Source organism: Bradyrhizobium sp. SZCCHNPS1003 (assembly GCF_032381555.1).
Classification (GTDB): Bacteria; Pseudomonadota; Alphaproteobacteria; order Rhizobiales; family Xanthobacteraceae; genus Bradyrhizobium.
The window spans coordinates 353,912-371,456 of the sequence record NZ_JAUHIU010000005.1 but is presented as its reverse complement, the minus strand read 5'-3'; the positions used below and the strand labels follow the sequence as shown (position 1 = coordinate 371,456).

16 protein-coding genes, 1 tRNA gene and 2 pseudogenes are annotated in these 17,545 nt (G+C 64.0%); 12 read left to right on the top strand and 7 right to left on the bottom strand.

The features are described 5' to 3' along the window. The 3 genes and pseudogenes from QX126_RS11360 to QX126_RS11350 form a co-directional block, all read right to left on the bottom strand. Window positions 1-712 (bottom strand): annotated as a pseudogene (locus QX126_RS11360) (hypothetical protein); the annotation flags it as partial. Between the two features lie 488 nt (window positions 713-1,200). After that, a complete protein-coding gene (locus QX126_RS11355; protein ID WP_315780975.1) occupies window positions 1,201-2,559 on the bottom strand; it encodes a cytochrome c3 family protein in 1,359 nt (452 codons plus the stop codon). A 12-nt stretch (window positions 2,560-2,571) separates the two neighbouring features. Further along, complete coding sequence (locus QX126_RS11350) at window positions 2,572-3,477, bottom strand: pyridine nucleotide-disulfide oxidoreductase (protein WP_315737700.1); 906 nt, start codon at window positions 3,475-3,477, stop codon at window positions 2,572-2,574. A gap of 392 nt (window positions 3,478-3,869) precedes the next feature. Between QX126_RS11350 and QX126_RS11345 the strand changes: the two genes are divergently transcribed. The 8 genes from QX126_RS11345 (at window position 3,870) to QX126_RS11310 (ending at window position 13,377) form a co-directional block, all read left to right on the top strand. After that, a complete protein-coding gene (locus QX126_RS11345) occupies window positions 3,870-5,111 on the top strand; it encodes an NAD(P)-binding domain-containing protein (protein ID WP_315780973.1) in 1,242 nt (413 codons plus the stop codon). Next, window positions 5,098-6,621: an ankyrin repeat domain-containing protein gene (locus tag QX126_RS11340; protein ID WP_315737698.1), complete on the top strand. Its 1,524-nt coding sequence runs from the start codon at window positions 5,098-5,100 to the stop codon at window positions 6,619-6,621. Before QX126_RS11345 ends, QX126_RS11340 begins: the two co-directional genes overlap by 14 nt. A 298-nt stretch (window positions 6,622-6,919) precedes the next feature. Further along, entirely contained in the window at window positions 6,920-8,908 is a 1,989-nt protein-coding gene (locus tag QX126_RS11335; RefSeq protein WP_315780971.1) for a heme lyase CcmF/NrfE family subunit, read from the top strand. An 8-nt stretch (window positions 8,909-8,916) separates the two neighbouring features. Continuing rightward, window positions 8,917-9,453, top strand: coding sequence for a DsbE family thiol:disulfide interchange protein (locus tag QX126_RS11330; protein ID WP_315737696.1), 537 nt, complete (start codon window positions 8,917-8,919; stop codon window positions 9,451-9,453). Then, entirely contained in the window at window positions 9,450-9,962 is a 513-nt protein-coding gene (locus QX126_RS11325; protein WP_315737695.1) for a cytochrome c-type biogenesis protein, read from the top strand. The genes QX126_RS11330 and QX126_RS11325 overlap by 4 nt, the downstream gene beginning before the upstream one ends. Beyond that, complete coding sequence (gene ccmI, locus QX126_RS11320) at window positions 9,959-11,278, top strand: c-type cytochrome biogenesis protein CcmI (RefSeq protein WP_315780969.1); 1,320 nt, start codon at window positions 9,959-9,961, stop codon at window positions 11,276-11,278. The genes QX126_RS11325 and ccmI overlap by 4 nt, the downstream gene beginning before the upstream one ends. 64 nt (window positions 11,279-11,342) lie before the next feature. Further along, on the top strand, window positions 11,343-11,996 hold the full coding sequence (locus QX126_RS11315; RefSeq protein ID WP_315737693.1) for a response regulator transcription factor: 654 nt from the start codon (window positions 11,343-11,345) through the stop codon (window positions 11,994-11,996). A gap of 4 nt (window positions 11,997-12,000) precedes the next feature. Further along, window positions 12,001-13,377, top strand: coding sequence for a HAMP domain-containing sensor histidine kinase (locus QX126_RS11310; protein WP_315780967.1), 1,377 nt, complete (start codon window positions 12,001-12,003; stop codon window positions 13,375-13,377). On the opposite strand, the pseudogene QX126_RS33560 reads toward QX126_RS11310, so the two are convergent. Then, window positions 13,284-13,517: pseudogene (locus QX126_RS33560) on the bottom strand (hypothetical protein); the annotation flags it as partial. The gene QX126_RS11310 and the pseudogene QX126_RS33560 sit on opposite strands and share 94 nt — an antisense overlap. A gap of 44 nt (window positions 13,518-13,561) precedes the next feature. Between QX126_RS33560 and QX126_RS11305 the strand changes: the two are divergent. Next, window positions 13,562-13,765 (top strand): hypothetical protein, encoded by a 204-nt coding sequence (locus QX126_RS11305; protein ID WP_315780965.1) that lies wholly within the window; start codon window positions 13,562-13,564, stop codon window positions 13,763-13,765. An 11-nt stretch (window positions 13,766-13,776) separates the two neighbouring features. Here QX126_RS11305 and QX126_RS11300 read toward each other — a convergent pair. After that, window positions 13,777-13,861: transfer RNA gene (locus tag QX126_RS11300), tRNA-Leu, on the bottom strand. Between the two features lie 134 nt (window positions 13,862-13,995). Continuing rightward, window positions 13,996-14,289 carry a FliM/FliN family flagellar motor switch protein gene (locus tag QX126_RS11295; protein WP_409997775.1) on the bottom strand — a complete coding sequence of 98 codons (294 nt, stop codon included), beginning with the start codon at window positions 14,287-14,289 and terminating at the stop codon, window positions 13,996-13,998. Between the two features lie 20 nt (window positions 14,290-14,309). Here QX126_RS11295 and lipB point away from each other — a divergent pair, with 20 nt between their 5' ends. After that, window positions 14,310-15,032 carry a lipoyl(octanoyl) transferase LipB gene (gene lipB, locus QX126_RS11290; protein ID WP_315737691.1) on the top strand — a complete coding sequence of 241 codons (723 nt, stop codon included), beginning with the start codon at window positions 14,310-14,312 and terminating at the stop codon, window positions 15,030-15,032. Window positions 15,033-15,034: 2 nt separating this feature from the next. Here lipB and QX126_RS11285 read toward each other — a convergent pair whose 3' ends face one another. Next, entirely contained in the window at window positions 15,035-15,463 is a 429-nt protein-coding gene (locus QX126_RS11285; protein ID WP_315774009.1) for a 4-oxalocrotonate tautomerase family protein, read from the bottom strand. Window positions 15,464-15,571: 108 nt separating this feature from the next. On the opposite strand from QX126_RS11285, the gene QX126_RS11280 reads away from it, so the two are divergent. Then, window positions 15,572-16,429 (top strand): LysR family transcriptional regulator, encoded by an 858-nt coding sequence (locus QX126_RS11280; RefSeq protein ID WP_315780964.1) that lies wholly within the window; start codon window positions 15,572-15,574, stop codon window positions 16,427-16,429. Window positions 16,430-16,488: 59 nt separating this feature from the next. After that, on the top strand, window positions 16,489-17,535 hold the full coding sequence (locus tag QX126_RS11275; protein ID WP_315780961.1) for an AraC family transcriptional regulator: 1,047 nt from the start codon (window positions 16,489-16,491) through the stop codon (window positions 17,533-17,535). Window positions 17,536-17,545: the final 10 nt, after the last annotated feature.

Below are 17,545 nucleotides of genomic sequence, written 5' to 3'. Positions count from 1 at the left end.
TCGGGATGTGCGGCGGCGTCGTCATGCCCATCGCGGTCTTGCCGTTGTGGCAGGTCGCGCAGTTGGTGTCGGTGGCCGCATGCTTGAACGCCGCGCCACCGAAGCTGGCCGTGCTAGTGTGACAGGACTCGCACGGCAGATTGGTCTGGAGATGATTGCTGGACTTGCCGCGCGCCGTCGTCCCGTTGTGGCAGCTGGCGCAACCGGCGACGATGCCGGCGTGGTCCATCTTCATTCTGATGCGGAAACTCGCCGTCGACCTGTGGCACACATCGCATGGCGCCGCCGTCGTGATGTGGTTCTTCGACTTGCCCCGTGCCATCACGCCGTTGTGGCAGGTCGTACACGACGCTTTCGCCTGGGTATGATCGATCGCCCGAACGTCCTTCCATGTCGAAGTCTGATGGCAGCTCTCACAGCGCCTCGTGGTCATCGGATGGTTGACCGACATGCCGGCCGTCTGAGCGCCGTTGTGGCAACTGGCGCACTGCGTCTGCGTGCCCTTGAACCGCCCACCGACGTGGCAGGACGAGCACTCCACTCCAACGTGGCTTCCGGTCAGCGGAAACCCGGTCGAGACATGATCGAATGAACTCTGCGCAGCAGCGTGCCCTGCCAGCGCCAGAGCGAGCAGCATACCGGCAAGCAACCACCGCACCACATAGTGCGATGCTTGCGCCAACAGCCCCCGCTTGCTGTAGCAGCTGCTCAACTCAAACTCCCGATCTTCACTCTCGACTCGATCGCCATCCGAATATTCAACGGAGACCGGTCACCCCGAATCCAGCCGAAACCCTTGAGCGGCCCGCTGCTCGCCGGTCGCCCCAACAAACCCAAGACACTCCTGCGGATTTCCTCCCCAAACGGCCCGGCAGCATGCCTTCCCAGCTACCGAACACTCGGAACGCCCCCGGTCCCTTCAATCGAGCGCTACGTTGATCGGCGGCGACCAAGTCATCAGCCGGAACACGCAGCGTCACGCCCAACACAGGGCTTCATAGACCGGCAAAGCTGGCCCAAAACTGGGCCAAGCTGAACTCAAGCTGAATGGGTGGTAATGTTTCTGGCGTCCTTCGCTCACGAGGTTCTCGCAAGCGCATCGCGCAAACCGTTGATCTGCAGGCGAACTGATAGCTGCTGCGAGCCGATGTCAGCTCGACACGATGTCGGACGACCGATGCGCCAGCGCAGCCGTCCGAATCAGTTCCTGATCTGAACGTTGCGCCATCCCGTTGCGACATGGCAGCGCTCGCACGTCTGACCGAAGGTGCCATTGTGCACGTCCGAGCTGCGATGACAGCTGAAGCAATCCATCGGCAACTTCAGATCCGGCGGCGACTTGGCCTTGTGGCAGGCCTCGCATGTGATCTTCTGGTGGACACCAACCAGCGGGAATCGTGTCTGCCGCGCGTGATCAAAGCGCCACAGCCGCCACCCATTCGGATTGTGACAACTGGCGCACCGTCCTCCGAGCTTCCCCTGGTGGAAATCCTTGTGGCAGCTCTCACAGGCCATCGGCGTATTCTTGTAGGTCGGCGTCCGGTGGCACTCCTCGCAAGGCACCGACTTGTGCAGACCTATCAACGGAAAACGCGTAATCTCGTGATCGAAGGAGAGCCTCTTCCGCCAGCCCGCATCGCTATGGCAGGTCTCGCAACGTTCGCCGAGCTTACCCTGATGCGGGTCCTGCTTGCGGTGACAGGACACGCATGACGTCGCGAGCTTGTCCCGATAGAGATCACCCGTATGGCAGCTCTCACACTTCACCTTGGCATGCGCATTTCGCAACGGGAAGCGGGTCTTGTCGTGATTGAAGCGGACCGTCTTCCACTTCTCCTGATCGTGACACGTCTCGCACTTGTCGCCGAAGCGGCCGGCATGGACGTCTTGAAGACGGTGGCATGAGCCGCACGACGTCTGCAGATCCTTGTATTGCTGGCCGGAGTGGCACGTTGCACAAGCGACCGACTTGTGGGCGCCCACGAGGGGAAACCTGGTCTTCGTGTGATCGAATTCCTTGGTCGCGCGCCACTTCACCGCCGTGTGGCAGTTCTCGCAGCGCTCACCGAGCCGGCCGCGATGAGGATCGAGCGCCTTGTGACACTCGAAGCAGGTCGAGGGCGTGTTGCGGAACTTCACCTTCGCGACATGACATCCAGCACAAGGAACGTTCTTGTGCGCATCGACCAGCCTGTAGTTCGTCATGTCGTGGTTGAATGTTTCCTTGTCGAGCTGGACGATGTCGGTTCCACGCCCCTTGTGGTCGGTGTGACACTGCCTGCATTCCTGGGTCAGCGCCGCCTGCTCGCGTCCATGCAGGCGCTCATGCTGCCTGCGATCGACTGCAATCTCCTTGTGGCAATCGAGGCAGAGGCCCGACTGCGCCTTCCGCGTGAAGGCTTCGTGGCACTTTCCGCATTCGCTTTCGAGCTTGGCATGCTTCTCGGCCAGCGGGCCCGGCATAACCAGTTTTTCAAGCAACGTCTGCGCTCGAAGCCCGGCCGACAGCAGCGCAACACCGACCATGACAGCGACAACCGCCACTAGGCGCCACCTCATCACGAAACTCCGTCAATAGTGATGGACGGCCCAGACATGAACGAAACCCGCCAGCAGCATGAGAAAAAACAGCGGCAGATGCAGAACGTGCCACAGCGAAAATAGCCGTTCGAAAAATGTCAGTTCTGCGGCCTTCCGCACCGCAGCGGTGTACCTCCGCACGACTTCTTCGATTCGCTTCTCGCGCCGTCGCCGCTCGAACCACGACCATCGCGCACGCTTGGCTTCGGCGCGAATGAGCCGGCGCGCTTCCGCAACCACGTTGGCACGCAGCCGCCTCGTCCGCGCCGCGATGATCGCCCCCGTCCGCAGGCTCCCCAGCGCAGTTCGCGGCACCCTGTTGTCGAGCCCCTTGCTGAAGGCAGCCAACTCCCGCGACACGAATGACGCTGCCTGCATCTCCTGACCGAGCTCCATCCTCATCGCCTCGGCTTCCGCAAGCAGCTCCTTGATGCGCGCCCTTCCACCATGAAGACCCATGTGGATCTTGCCGTAGATATACCGGCCGATCACGCCGCTGATCGCAACGATCAACATGGCAAAGAATGCCACGTTGCTGTTGAGTGCTCCCAGCTTGAAGTTGGCATGAAACAGGATCAGCACGGGGCCAACGACGCCCAGCAGCATGTGCGTTTTGAACCAGAATGGCACCGAGCCGATCCCGCGGAGCGACTTGAAGCGCTTGCGCATCGAATAGGCCAGCAACGATAGCATCGCGACGCTGCCGTATATTCCGAGCCAGTAGCCGGTCCCCGATCCCGGCGTAATATACTCCTCCTCCTTCTGCAGCCATCCGATGCCGATCGCTGCGACAACGAGAAGTGTGACGATGACCGGGATGGTTCCTCGAAGAGGATCGCCGTTCGCGCGAACGACTGCTGTTCTGCTCATGTTCTCGACGCTTCCTGTGAAACCCAAATGCCGGATGGGCGAATGTCCGGCTTGCCTGCGGATCTCCGGATCTCAGTCGAGAGATTCCTTCCTGATAACCACTTGCAAATAACTGTTGCGTCCTCCGGCACTGACATCATTCGTGTGAGATCAGTGCGAGCCATATTTCCGCCGACGGCATCTGTTCAACGAATGAACTACTCCTTGTCCGCAAAACTACAAATCATTCTGGAATTTCTATGTCGGCATCTGTTGAGACGAATTTGCATCTAGCGATGCGGCCGACCTTTCCGGGCGGCCACCACAGCCGGCACCTGCTGCCGCCTACTGTCAGGACTTAAGAAGGGGAAAGAGAGGACATGGCGCTCGATCTCCTGATCGTCTACGCCGCGCCGATGCTCGGCGTCTGGGCCACCTACATGGCCGTGCGCAAGCGTAAAGAAATAAAGAGCGTCGCGAAGCTCTCGGCCGCCAAGGACGCCGGTCTTCTCGAACCGGCGTCGCTCCACCCCATCATCGATCCTGCCTTGTGCATCGGCTGTGGCTCATGCGTCAGGGCGTGTCCGGAGGGCGACATTCTCGGCCTGATCGGCGGCAAGGCGGCGCTCGTCGAGCCATCGCATTGCATTGGACACGGCGCCTGCAAGGCGGTGTGTCCCGTGAATGCCATCACGCTGGTGTTTGGCACCGAAACGCGCGGCATTGACATTCCGAACGTGGACGAGGCGTTTCAGACCAATGTGCCCGGCATCTTCATCGCGGGAGAGCTCGGCGGGATGGGGCTGGTCCGGAACGCCATCGAGCAGGGACGCCAGGCGATCGACTCCGTCCGCAAGATCAAGAACATCGGCAAGTCGGACATGCTCGACGTCGTGATCGTCGGCTGCGGTCCGGCCGGACTCTCCGCCAGTCTCGCCTGCCTGCAGCATCGGCTGCGCTTCGTCACCCTCGAACAGGACTCGCTCGGCGGCACCGTCGCGCACTTCCCCCGCGGCAAGCTGGTGATGACCGCTCCCTTCACGCTGCCGCTCGCAGGTAAATTCAACTTCAGAGAGCTCAGCAAGGAGCAGCTGATCGAGTTCTTCATGAGCATCGTGCACAAGTCCCGCCTCAAGGTGAACGTCGGCGAGCGCGTCGAAGCGGTCGCCCGCGTCGGCGATGGCTTCGACGTCAAGACGAACTGCAGCAGCTACAGAACGCATGCGGTGCTCTTGGCAATCGGACGACGCGGAACACCGCGCAAGCTGGACGTCCCGGGCGAAGAGCAGACCAAGGTCGTCTATCGACTGATCGACCCCGAACAGTATCGCGGCCAGCACGTGCTCGTCGTCGGTGGCGGCGACGCCGCGCTGGAAGCCGCCTGCTCCATCGCCGACGAGCCCGGAACGACGGTGACTCTCTCCCATCGCAGCGACTCGTTCAGTCGCGCCAAACTGAAGAACCGTCAACGGACGGAAGCAGCCGCCCAATCGGGACGGCTCCACGTCATGTACAATTCGTCAGTCAAACGAGTTGGCGGTGACGACGTCGAGATCGATGCCGATGGTAGGACGAGCACGATCCGAAACGATGCCGTCATCGTGTGCGTCGGCGGCATTCTGCCGACGGCGTTCCTGAAGAGCATGGGTATCGAGGTCGAGACGAAGTATGGCACGGCATAAATCCTCTCCTGTCATCCTCCCGCTGATCTGTCTCGTCAGCTTGACCGTACCATCGGTCGCCCTGGCCGGCGACACGGCGGTGCTGGGCGGCAATCCAGCGGGCGCGAGCTCCGAAGTCCCCGGCACGAGCCAGGCTGCGGACGCGGCAATCCGGGCCGGACGTCCCGAGGAAGCACTGAAGCTGCTCGAGCGCGCGGCCATCGCCGGGGATCCAGAGGCGCAGTACCGCCTTGCATCACTCTACCGCGCCGGCCTCGGCACCAAATCAGACGACGCGCTGGCGTTCAAATGGATGGAGGCAAGTGCAAGGAAAGGACACGTCAAGGCACAGTACAATGTCGCAGCGATGTGGCTCGCAGGACGCGGAACGCCCGCCGATCCCGACCGGGCGCGGGATTGGCTGCGTAAATCGGCTGCGGCCGGTTATCAGCCCGCCGAGCAGTTGCTGGCCGATACGGCCAATCGAAACGCGCGCCCGCGCGCCAGGGAGCCGGAGCGGGAAACTGCGCGCAGGCCCGCGCCGACGCTCGATGCGCAGGCCGCAATGCGAAACGGCCATCCGGCCATCATCGACGCTGCCCTGCGCGGCCAGCTCGATCCGATGCGCCAGCTCATCGCTGCGAAGGCTGACGTCAACGCGGTCAACCAGGACGGCGATACGCCTCTGGCGATCGCCGCGGCCGCCGGGCATCTTCGGCTGGTGGAGCTCCTGCTCGCCTCGGGAGCCAACCCGAACACCGGCAACCGGCGCGGCGACACGCCGTTGATGCTGGCAGCGGACAAGGATCATGGAGACATCATCAAATTGCTGCTGACAAAGGCGGCCGACCCATCTGCAGCGCGTGCGGATGGCGCGACTGCACTACTGATGGCACTCAGCCGCTGCAATGGTGCCGCTATCGCCGCGCTCCTCGACGGCGCTTCCGGCAGCCTGCCTCCGTTGGCAGACGGCCGGACCCCACTCATGATCGCGGTCGCGTCGTGCACCAATGGCCCGCTCGATCGGCAACTCGTTCAGAGATCCGACCTCAACGCCGCCGATGGGCAGGGCCGCACCGCACTTTGGCACGCGGCCGGCAATGGCAATACGCAAGCGATCGGACAACTGATCCGCGCAGGTGCGGACGTCAACCGCGCTGACGCCGACGACAAGACGCCGTTGCTGAATGCAATCGAAGGCCGCAGCGCCGCGGCCTCGCTGCTTCTGTTGGACCACGGCGCCGATCCGAAACGCGCGACAAGAGGCGGAAATACCGCTCTCATCCTCGCTGCGCGCGCCGGCCTTGCCGATGTCGTCGGTGAACTTCTCAGGCGCAAGGCCGATCCGAACGCGCGCAACGGCCAGGGCATGAGCGCGTTGATGATGGCGGCCCATGAGGGAGACATCGGCATTGCGCAGAGCCTTCTCGCCGCCGGCGCCGAAAAGCAATTGAGGAACAAGCGGCGCGAACGTGCCACGGACATCGCCGCCGCCAGCGGTCACAGCGATATTGCCAAGCTTCTGGAATAGCAGCCGATCTCGTTTCGCCTTCCTGCCCATCATGCGGTCGACGCAGCGTTCGCTGTTCCATGGCGCCGCAGACGATTCGACCGCTATTTACCAACGAACACAACGCTCGGTGCCGAGACGACCGGTGATACCGATCTCCGGCAGCGAGTGAGAATGAGTTGCAATTTCACGACGATGCGCGTCGATGGATCATCATCATTCCGTACGAATGATGCCTCATTCGGCGCATTGATTGTCGACGCATCACAGACACTTGATAGTTAGCTGCAGGAATATCCGCTGCAGTCGGAGATACTACATGACAGCGGAGGCCGGATCGTTTGCGCTCATTCTCGCGCTCATCGTGTCGCTGGTACAGTCGATCGTTCCGTTCGCAGCGCTGCGTCGCCAATCCGCGATGATCGCCGGCTTCGTTCGTCACGCTGCCCTGACTCAGTTTCTCTTCGTCGCGATCGCATTCGCGTGCCTGACGTCGCTGTTCGTCCACTCCGACTTTTCAGTCCAGGTCGTCGCAGCGAACTCGCACACGCTGAAGCCGCTGCTCTACAAGGTCTCCGGAGTCTGGGGAAACCATGAGGGATCCATGCTGCTGTGGGTCCTGATCCTCTCCTTGTTCGGCGCGGCGGTAGCATTGTTCGGAACGAACCTTCCCGAGCGGCTGCAGAGCAACGTTCTCGGCGTGCACGGCATGATCGGTCTCGGCTTTCTGGCGTTCATCGTCTCGACCTCGAATCCGTTCGCGCGGCTGGTCGATGCTCCCCTCGAAGGCAACGGACTGAATCCGATTCTGCAGGATCCCGGCCTCGCCTTTCATCCACCATTTCTGTACCTGGGTTACGTCGGCTTCTCGATGGCGTTCTCGTTCTCGGTCGCCGCGTTGATCGAGGGAAAGGTCGATGCCAGCTGGGCCCGCTGGGTTCGACCGTGGGTGCTCGCCGCCTGGTGCTTTCTCACGATTGGAATCACGCTGGGCAGCGCATGGGCGTACTACACGCTCGGCTGGGGCGGCTGGTGGTTCTGGGACCCCGTCGAGAACGCATCCTTCATGCCGTGGCTTGCGGGGACTGCGCTGCTGCATTCCGCCCTTGTGGTCGAGCGTCGGAGCGCCCTCCAGAGCTGGACGATCCTGCTGGGGATCGTGACCTTCTCATTGAGCCTGATCGGGACTTTCCTGGTGAGGTCCGGCGTGCTCACCAGCGTTCATGCCTTCGCACAGGACCCGTCGCGTGGCGCATTCATCCTGGCGCTGATCCTGGTGGCGACCGGCGTGGCATTGACGCTGTATGCGATCCGGGCGCCAAGCCTGAAGCACGGCGCGCTGTTTGCAGCGGTCAGCCGCGAGAGCGGCCTCGTCCTCAACAATGTGCTGCTCACGGCAGCCGTGGCCACCGTGTTTCTCGGCACGTTCTACCCGCTCCTCGTCGACATGCTCGGGAACGACAAGATCTCGGTCGGCCCTCCCTACTACAACTTGACGTTCGTTCCGATCATGGTTCCGCTGCTGCTTGCCATGGTGATCGGCCCGGCTCTGAAATGGAAGCGCGATCTCCTCGTTGCGGCGCTGCAACGGCTCCGTCTGGCCGGGGGGCTTGCGGCATTCGTCACCGTCGCAATCCTCGTCGCGACGTTCGGACAGCGTTTCCTGGTCGCATTCTTCTTCGGCATCGCCGTCTGGCTCGTGATCGGCTCGTTGATGGTGCTGGCTCATCGCGTCCGCCTCGGCACGACGACTCCCTTGGCGACCTCGCTCAACCTCGCGCGCACCACCCCGCTCGCGGTCTACGGCCTGGTGCTGGCCCATGCGGGAATGGGCGTCACCGTCGCAGGCATTACCGGGATGACCGCGTGGGCCTCCGAGAAGGTGCAGATGCTGCGGCCGGGCCAGAGCCTGCAGCTCGCGGGCTATGACATCAAGTTGCGCTCGATCGGAAAATTTCCGGGCCCCAACTACGAAGCCGAGCGTGGCTCGTTCGACATCACGCGGAACGGAAAGCCGTTCACGCAGCTTTCCAGCGAGCGCCGCTTCTATCCCGTCAGACAGCAGCAGACGACCGCCGCCGGCATTCGAACCAACCTGATCTGGAACCTCTACGTGACGCTCGGCGACCCCGACGACAAAGGCGCGTGGGCGGTGCGCTGCTACTATCACCCTCTGGTGCCGCTGGTCTGGATCGGCGCGCTGATGATGGCTTGCGGCGGCTTCATCTCGCTGGCCGACCGGAGATTTCGTGTCGGTGCTCCGCGACGGGCGATGCGGGCTGTACCGACTGCCGTTCCTGCTGAATAGGACGAGATATGCCGCGCCTACCCTATCTCATACCTCTCGTGGCCTTCGCCGCACTGGCCGCTGGATTGGCTTTCAGCCTGACCAACGATCCGCGGCGAATGCCCTCGACCCTGATCGACAAGCCGACGCCGCGCTTCCAGCTCGCGTCGCTCGACGGCAAGGGCGGCGGTCTTGCCAGTACCGATCTGCAGGGCGATGTGGTCCTGCTCAACGTGTTCGCATCCTGGTGTCCCGGATGCCGCGTCGAGCACCCGATGCTGCTCAAGCTCGCGGAGAGCTCCGCCATCCCGATCTACGGACTGAACTGGAAGGACGATCGGAACGACGGCAAACGCTGGCTTGCCAAGCATGGCAGTCCCTATGCCCGTGTCGGCTCCGATGAGTCCGGCCGGGCCGGCATCGACCTCGGCGTGACCGGCGTTCCCGAAACCTTCGTGATCGATCGGGCCGGCCGCATCCGCTACCGCTATCCCGGCCCGCTGACCGAAGATGTATGGCGTGACGATTTCGAACCTCTGCTGAAGGCACTCAGGAGCGAGTCATGAGCTGCCGGCGGATGAAGGGATTAACCGGAGCGCTGCTCGTCAGCTCGCTCGTGCTGACGGCGACCTTGTCGCCGTCCCGTGCGGTGCTTCCGGACGAAATGCTGCGGGATGAGGGGCTGGAGGCCCGTGCGCGCGCGCTGGGCCAGGAGTTGCGCTGCGTCGTTTGTCAGAATCAAAGCATCGACGATTCGAACGCTCCATTGGCGCATGATCTGAGGGTTCTGCTGCGCGACCGCCTGCAGGCCGGCGACAGCGACCGGCAGGCGGTGGACTTCCTGGTCGCACGCTACGGCAACTTCGTCCTGCTCAAGCCTCCCTTGCAGTGGAATACGATCCCGCTGTGGATCGGCCCGCTCCTGGCGCTGCTGGCGGCCATCGTCGGCTTCGGCCGCTACGTGCGCCGCGCGGCAGCCAATGCGACCGCGCTCGGAGCGGAGCACGTCGCTCCGCTCAGCGCCGACGAACTCAAAGCCATCGAGGCGATCCTCGATCGACGGAGCCTTTCATGATGCTATGGCTGATCCTGACGGCGATGATTTCCGTGGCCGCCGTGCTGATATCGACGCCCTTCATCCGCAACTACGAGCGGAGACGGTTGGCTTCGGCTCAGGGACTTGCCGTCCACCACGACCAGCTCCGCGAGATCGAGAACGAAACCGCACGGGGCCTGATCGACAAGTCGGATGGCGAGAACGCGGCCAGCGAGATCAAGCGGCGCATTCTCGCCGCAGCCGCCGCCGAACAGCCGCCGGCGCCCTCCCTCACCAGCTCCGAACGAAAATTTGCGCTCGCCGTCGTCACGATGACGGTGGTGTTCGGCTCCGTCATCCTGTACGCGGTCATCGGAAATCCGGATGTCCCCGCAGCCGCGCCGGGCCAGACCGCCAGCAGCACGACGGCGAGGTCGGTTGGCGAGGCGCGATCCGACGCCGGCACCCGGGCCATTGCCTCGCTGGAGCAGATGACCAGCCAGGACGGTCGCGACCGACCGCAGCAGGGCAGCGGACTGCCGCCGGTCGAAGAGATGATCCAGCGTGTGCAGACCAGACTGGAGCGGAATCCCAAGGACGCCGACGGATGGCGGCTGCTGGGCTGGTCGCTGTTCAACATCGAGCGCTTTGCCGAGGCGGCACAGGCCTATGCGCGCGCAATGGAGCTGCGGCCGGGCTCGGCCGAATACCGCAGCGCACGCGGCGAAGCGCTGGTGCGGGCCGCGGACGGCACCGTCACGTCCGAAGCCCGCGCGGATTTCGACGAAGCACTCAAACTGGATCCCAAGGACGCGCGCGCCCGCTTCTTCATCGGCGTCGTGAAAGAGCAGGAGGGCGACAAACGGGGTGCGATGGCCGACTGGACGGCGATCGTATCGGAGGCCGATCCGAACGAGCCGTGGCTGCCCGATCTCAAGCAGCGGCTCGGCGCGCTTCGTCGCGAACTCGGGGAGGATGACGGCTCACCATCGCCTGCCCGACCGAACCTGTCCGCCGAGCGCATGCAGGAGCTCCTGCGCTCCGGCAAGACCGCCGCGACCGAGCCGGCGGAGCCGCGCGGCCCCCGCGCCGAGGACATCCGCAAGGCCGAAAGCATGTCCACACAGGACCGCAACCTCATGATCCGCGGCATGGTGGATGGCCTTGCGAGCCGCCTCGAACAATCACCGCGCGATGTAGAAGGCTGGATCAAGTTGATCCGCTCGCGGGTCGTGCTGGGCGAGGTCGAAGCGGCGAAACAGTCGCTGCAACGCGCACTGTCGGTCTTCGCGGAGGACGTCCCGGAGCGCACGCGCATAGCTGACGCAGCCAGAGAGCTCGGAATCAATCCATAACGTTCGAGGGCCCGATCCGCGTGTCATCATCGTCGGAACCCGTTCGGCAACCGGAGGAATGGCAATGCGCATTCTGCTCATAGAGGACGAGCCCGTCTACGCGGAGCGCATCAGGGAAAGCTTGGCCGATGCCGGTTTCGAGGCGGATCTCGCCACCGATGGCAAGCAGGGCTGGATGCTGGGCAACAGCCAGCCCTATGATGCCGCGGTCCTCGACCTCGGCCTGCCGTGCATTTCGGGCCTCGACGTGCTGCAACGCTGGCGTCATACCGGGCACACGCTGCCGGTGCTGATCCTGTCGGCCCGCAGCGGCTGGGCCGAGCGTGTCAACGGCCTGAACGCTGGCGCGGACGACTATCTCGAAAAGCCCTTCAAGGCGCAGGAGCTGGTCGCGCGGGTCAAATCGCTGCTCCGTCGCGTCTCTAGCAGACCGGAGGCCGTGCTCCGCCTCCGGCAGATCGAATTCAACGCGGCGGCTGGCCTGGTCAAGAAGGACGGGCAGATCGTCGACCTGACTGCACTCGAGTTGCGCGTCCTCGAGCTCCTCATGCGCCGCGCCGATCATATCGTGTCGCAGACCGAGCTACTGGAGCACATCTATCCGAGCAGCGACCATCGCGACTCCAATACGGTCGAAGTCTACATTGCCCGGCTCAGGAGAAAGCTGGGGCGTGATTGCATTCGCACCGTCAGAGGCATGGGATATCGCTTCGGATAGAGCAATGTTCAGCCGCAACTTCCGAGCCCGCATGATCGTGGTCGCCGCGATCTGGATTTCCATCGTCTTGTTCGCCAGCGGGCTCGGACTCTCGATCGTCATTCGCCGTGTCGTCGTGGCCCACTTCGATCATGACCTCCTGGATCACGCCCGCGAGCTCGCCGACCTCGTGGAAATCGACGCAACGCAGCGGCTATTCATCGCCCGCAATCTGAGCGATCCGCGTTTCTCCCCTGCCAGGTCCGGAATGTATTGGCAGGTCATCCTGCAGAACGGCGAAACCGCGCGTTCGCCGTCGCTACAGGATGACCTTTTTCTTTCATTCACGCCCGATCAGACTCGCGAGGGTTCCCTGCCTCCCTCCACGGCGCTTACGAATGTGGAGGGACCGACTGGGCCGATGCGCATGGTCCGAAACATCAGCGAGCCGTCTCGGCTCGGGCAACCCGTCGAAATCCGTGTCGGTGCCGACGAGCGACTGATCAGTGACGAGATGCAGCACCTCAATCTGACGCTGATCGCGACGCTGGGTATCATGGCCCTCGCCATGGTTGGCACCGCCTACGCTCAAGTCGTTTACGGCCTGCGGCCACTCCAGCGCATGAGTCGCGCCATCGTGGACGTGCGCAGCGGCAAGACCACGCGGCTGCCCGAGGACCTGCCGGAGGAAATCATGCCGCTCGTCACCGAGTTGAACGGAATGATTGCGGCAAATCTCATCATGGTCGATCGCGCTCGCGTGCTCGCAGGAAGTTTTGCACACGCGCTGAAGACGCCTCTGGCAATTCTCGACGAGGAGGCAGCACGGCTGAAAGCATCCGGCCAGGAGAGCCACGCTCAGATTCTGTCGGAGCAGTGCTCGCGAATGGCGCTGCTCATCAACTACCAGACGGCGCGCGCAAAGGCCTCCACGATCGCGAATGCAGGTGCGTTTGCGGTCGTCGCAGACGTCTTGAGGAGCGTCATCAATACCTACTCGCGATTCAGCCCGGGGCACGACCGGCGGTTCGAAGTCGAAGGAGCAGCCGACGTCGTCGTTGCCTGCGATACGAACGATCTGACCGAACTCATCGGCAACCTGCTCGACAATGCGGCAAAATGGGCACATGACCGCGTCGTGATTTCGATCGAGGATCTCGACAGCACCGTCTTGATCACGGTGGAGGACGACGGGCCCGGCATTCCAGTCGAAGAGCGAATGCGCGTATTCGACGTGGGCACGAGACTTGACGACGCGAAGCCGGGCACTGGGCTCGGTCTGGCGATTGCCCGCGACCTGACCAGTCTCTATGATGGCCGACTATGGATCGAGGATTCGAGAATTGGGGGCGTCGCCCTGAAGCTCGCACTTCGAAAGAAGGGTGATCCAAGCTCATCGTGACATGACTGGTGCCCGCAGCGCCACACGAAGCCGCCCTGGTCGATGCGTTTGGTGAACAGACGCCCCCCATTGCCGTCACAGAACCGGACCTTCAGCACCAACGCCTTCTTGCCGCGGAAAGCAAACGGGTAGCCGAAGAACGGCCCTTCGTCGGCGCGTCGTGTACCAGCATCGAGACCCCGAAATGCCGGCTCACGACATCGCCCAAGCCAACCGTGAGAAGCCTGGCATCAGCGGAATGGACGAGGTGGTCGCGTTCGACCAGAGCCTGTCATCGGAGGATTTTCTCAAGCCCGTCGCAGAAAACAGGACAGCAACGCCCCGCGGGAACGATCGGCAACATTCCCGAGCAACAGACAGAAAAAAGCTCAAGGATTTCAAGGATTAAACGAGGATTTATGGTGCGCTCGGAGGGACTCGAACCCCCACGGTGTTACCCACTGCCACCTCAAGGCAGCGCGTCTACCAATTCCGCCACGAGCGCGAAGAAGAAGCCGGGGCCAGAGGAAGGGCGGCACCGGATCAGTGGCGCCCGTGTATCAAATCGATGTCGGGGGGACAAGGCCCGCCCTGCCCTAAAATACCGGATTGTGGATGGTTTTCGCGCCGCCCGGGCTGCTATCGCGACGTCGGCGTCGGCGAGCGCGGCAGCATCTGCTTGACCTCGACCGCGATGCGGTTGCGGTCGACCAGCACGACCCCGTTGGCGATCGGCAGGTTGTTGGCGAGCACCTTGACGTCATCAGCCTCGGTGGCGTCCAGCTCGATGATGGCGCCGCGGGACAGGCGCAGAACCTGGTGGATGGGCATGGAGCAGGTGCCGAGAACGACCATCAGGTCGACTGTCACTTTATCGAGGGTTGACACTGCAGGACCACCGAAGTCACGACTGGATTTTCGTTGCCCAGACATCACCATGTTGTGGTTAGCCAATGGTTAACAGCCGCCAAACACTCGACCTGACCACCTTTGCGGGCCCGCCCGGCAACGCCGTGGCGTGGTGCATCTCCGATTCGCTGGTCGACTACGCCCAGGCCACCGAATTCATGGAGGCGCGGGCGGCGGCGATCGCCGCCAACGAGGCCGCGGAGATGGTCTGGCTGCTCGAACACCCGCCGGTCTACACCTCCGGTACGTCGGGCAAGGCGGAAGACCTGCGCGATCCGCGCTTTCCGCTGGTGCCGACCGGCCGTGGCGGCCAGGTCACCTATCATGGGCCCGGCCAGCGGGTGGCCTATGTCATGCTCGACCTCAAGCGGCGGCGCCCCGACGTACGCGCCTATGTCGCCGCGCTCGAGGAGACGATCATCCGCACCCTCGACGCCTTCAACGTGCGCGGCGAGCGGCGCGAGGATCGCGTCGGTGTCTGGGTCAAACGGCCCGACAAGGGCGAGGGCCATGAGGACAAGATCGCCGCGATCGGCGTGCGGCTGAAGCGCTGGGTCACCTTTCACGGCATCGCCATCAATGTCGAGCCGGACCTGTCGCACTTTCAGGCCATCGTGCCCTGCGGCGTGACCGATCCGCGCTACGGCGTCACCAGCCTGGTCGATCTCGGCCTGCCGGTGACGCTCGCCGATGTCGACATCGCGTTCCGGCAGGCGTTCGAGAGCGTGTTCGGCGCCGTCAGCGTCGCGCAGCCGGAGACGGCATGAGCTCACGCAGCGCCCTGCTGCGGCGGCACCCCGAGCTTCGCCGCGACATAGCGGCGCTCCTGGCTCAAGCCACCGAAGCCGTAGGCATCCGCCTTGACCTCGTCGACATGAAGGTAGGTCTCGTGATGCAGCGGTCCGATCAGCTCGGCCATGCGCGCGAACACCGCGGCGAGATAGGCGGCCTTCTCGTCCTTGGTATTGGTGCCCTCGCTGACGTGAACGTCGATCCAATAGCTTGAAAGCCCCTGCTCCGCCAGCGCGGCGCCGCCGGCGAACCAGTCCGCGGCATCCGCTTCCGAGACGATGACGGCGGTGACCTTGGGATCCTTGCGCAGGATGCGTGCGGTCAGTTCGGTGACGGCGTCCGCAATGTCCTTCTTCAGCGCGGGCGAGCGACGCTGGCTGGCATAGACGATGTTGATCAATGGCATTTTTGGCTCCCGATCTCGAGCGCGTGACTGCGCTTCGAGAGCAAAGCTAGCCCCACGCCGCCCATTTTGGTACGTTATCGATATGGATATCAATGATAACAGACGCATATGACCGCCACGCTCGACATCGCGACCGTCCGCGCCTTTCTGCTGGTGAGCGAGCTGCACAGCTTCACGCGGGCGGCCGAGACGCTCGGCACCACCCAGGCCGCGGTCAGCCTGAAGCTGCAGCGACTGGAAGCGCTGCTCGGAAAGCGGCTGGTCGAGCGTTCGCCGCGCGCGGTCCGGCTCACCGCCGACGGCGCGGCTTTCGCCGAGAACGCCCGCGCGCTGGTTACCGCGCATGACCTCGCGCTCACCGGAGCCCCCAGCATCCGGCCGCTGCTGTCGTTGGGGATCAGCGATCACGTCACCGGCCCCGAGCTGGTGCCGATGCTCGAGCAGCTCCATGCTGCCACGGCGGACCTCGTCCTGTCGGTCAGCATCGGCTTCTCGCGCGACCTGCTCGACCGCTACGATGCCGGCAAGCTCGACGCCGTGATCGTCCGCCAGGAGGCGAGCCGCCGCGGTGGCGAGGCGTTGATCACGGACGAGTTCGGCTGGTTCGCAGCTCCCAGATTTCGTCTGCCGGCGGGCGGCACGCTGCCGCTCGCCACGCTCGCGCCGCCCTGCGGCGTGCGCAGCATCGCGGTCCGCGCTCTCGAGCGCGCCCGAATCAGCTTCAGCGAGACGTTCGTCGGCGGCGGGGTGACGGCCGTTGCGGCGGCCGCGCGCGCCGGTCTTGCGGTTGCGCCGCTGGCCCGCCGGATCGCGCCGAGCGGACTGATCGATGTCGGACCGGATCTCGGCCTGCCCAAGCTCGGCCGTTCCAAGGTGATGCTGCATGCAAAGGCAGGAGACGCGGCCAAGCGCGCGGCCTTGCGCACGCTGGCCGCGGCCTTCCGAAGCGCCGCGATGTCGAAGTAATTGACGCCCGCGGAGCCTGATGTAGCATGGGTTGATGATCGGAGCTCAGGAGCAGCGGCTTGAACCGTCTCTTGACCGCAGCTGACCTCGTCAGCGCCCCAGCAAAGCCGAGCCCGGCCTCGACCGGCGCGACCGGCCTCGAACCTTTACATCGCCACGCGCTGATCCGAACCTCCAACGCCGACGTGCTGCGCGACCTCGCGGGGCGCCGGCTCGGCGCCGAGCGCGTCGACTTCAGGAACGCTGAGCGCTTCGAGGCGATCGTCAACCTGATCGAACTCGAGACCATCGGCCTCGCCTTTGGCACCACGACCTGCGACATGGTCTGCGACCATCGTGCGGCCGACTTCATCAGGGTGCAGATCGCCCTGAAGGGACGCGCGGTCAGTTGCGCCCGCGGCGAGGCGACCGACGTCAACGAGCATCAGCTCGCAGTCGCGCCGGCTGGCGTGCCATGGCAGATGGCGTGCCAGGGTGGCCATCGACGCCTCACTTTGCGGCTCGATCCGCAAGCGCTGCGGCGGCGCCTGACGGCGCTGGTCGGCGTGCAGCCGCGCGCCGACTTTGCGATCGCCCCCGCCATTCCGGCCGCCGATCCGCAGGCCCGCAGCCTGATGCGGCTGCTCGATTTCCTGACGACCCAGCTGAACGAGCAGGATGCGGCGTTCCCCGCTGCGGTCTATCGCGAGCTGGAGGATGCGGTGCATGTCGCCTTCCTCTGCGCGAGCCGTCATCGTTTCCGCGACACGCTCCTGGATCCCTCTCCGATGCCGGATTTCGGCCTGGTCAAGCGGCTCGAAGATTACATCGAGGCCAACTGGCGCGAGCCGATCACGATCGAGCGCCTTGCGCGCGAAGCCGGCGTCAGCGCCCGCTCGATCTTCCGTCTGTTCGAGCGCGTGCGCGGCTATTCGCCGATGGCCTTTGCCAAGTCGGTGCGCCTGCGGCGCGCCCACGAGATGCTGCGGTCCGGCGATCCGGCCGTCACGGTTGCGGCGGCGGCCGCCGCCTGCAACTTTGCCAATGCCGGACACTTCGCCCGCTACTATCGCGCCACGTTCGGCGAGTTGCCATCGGCGACGATGACGCGCGCCGAGCAATCGTGACGCTTTCGGC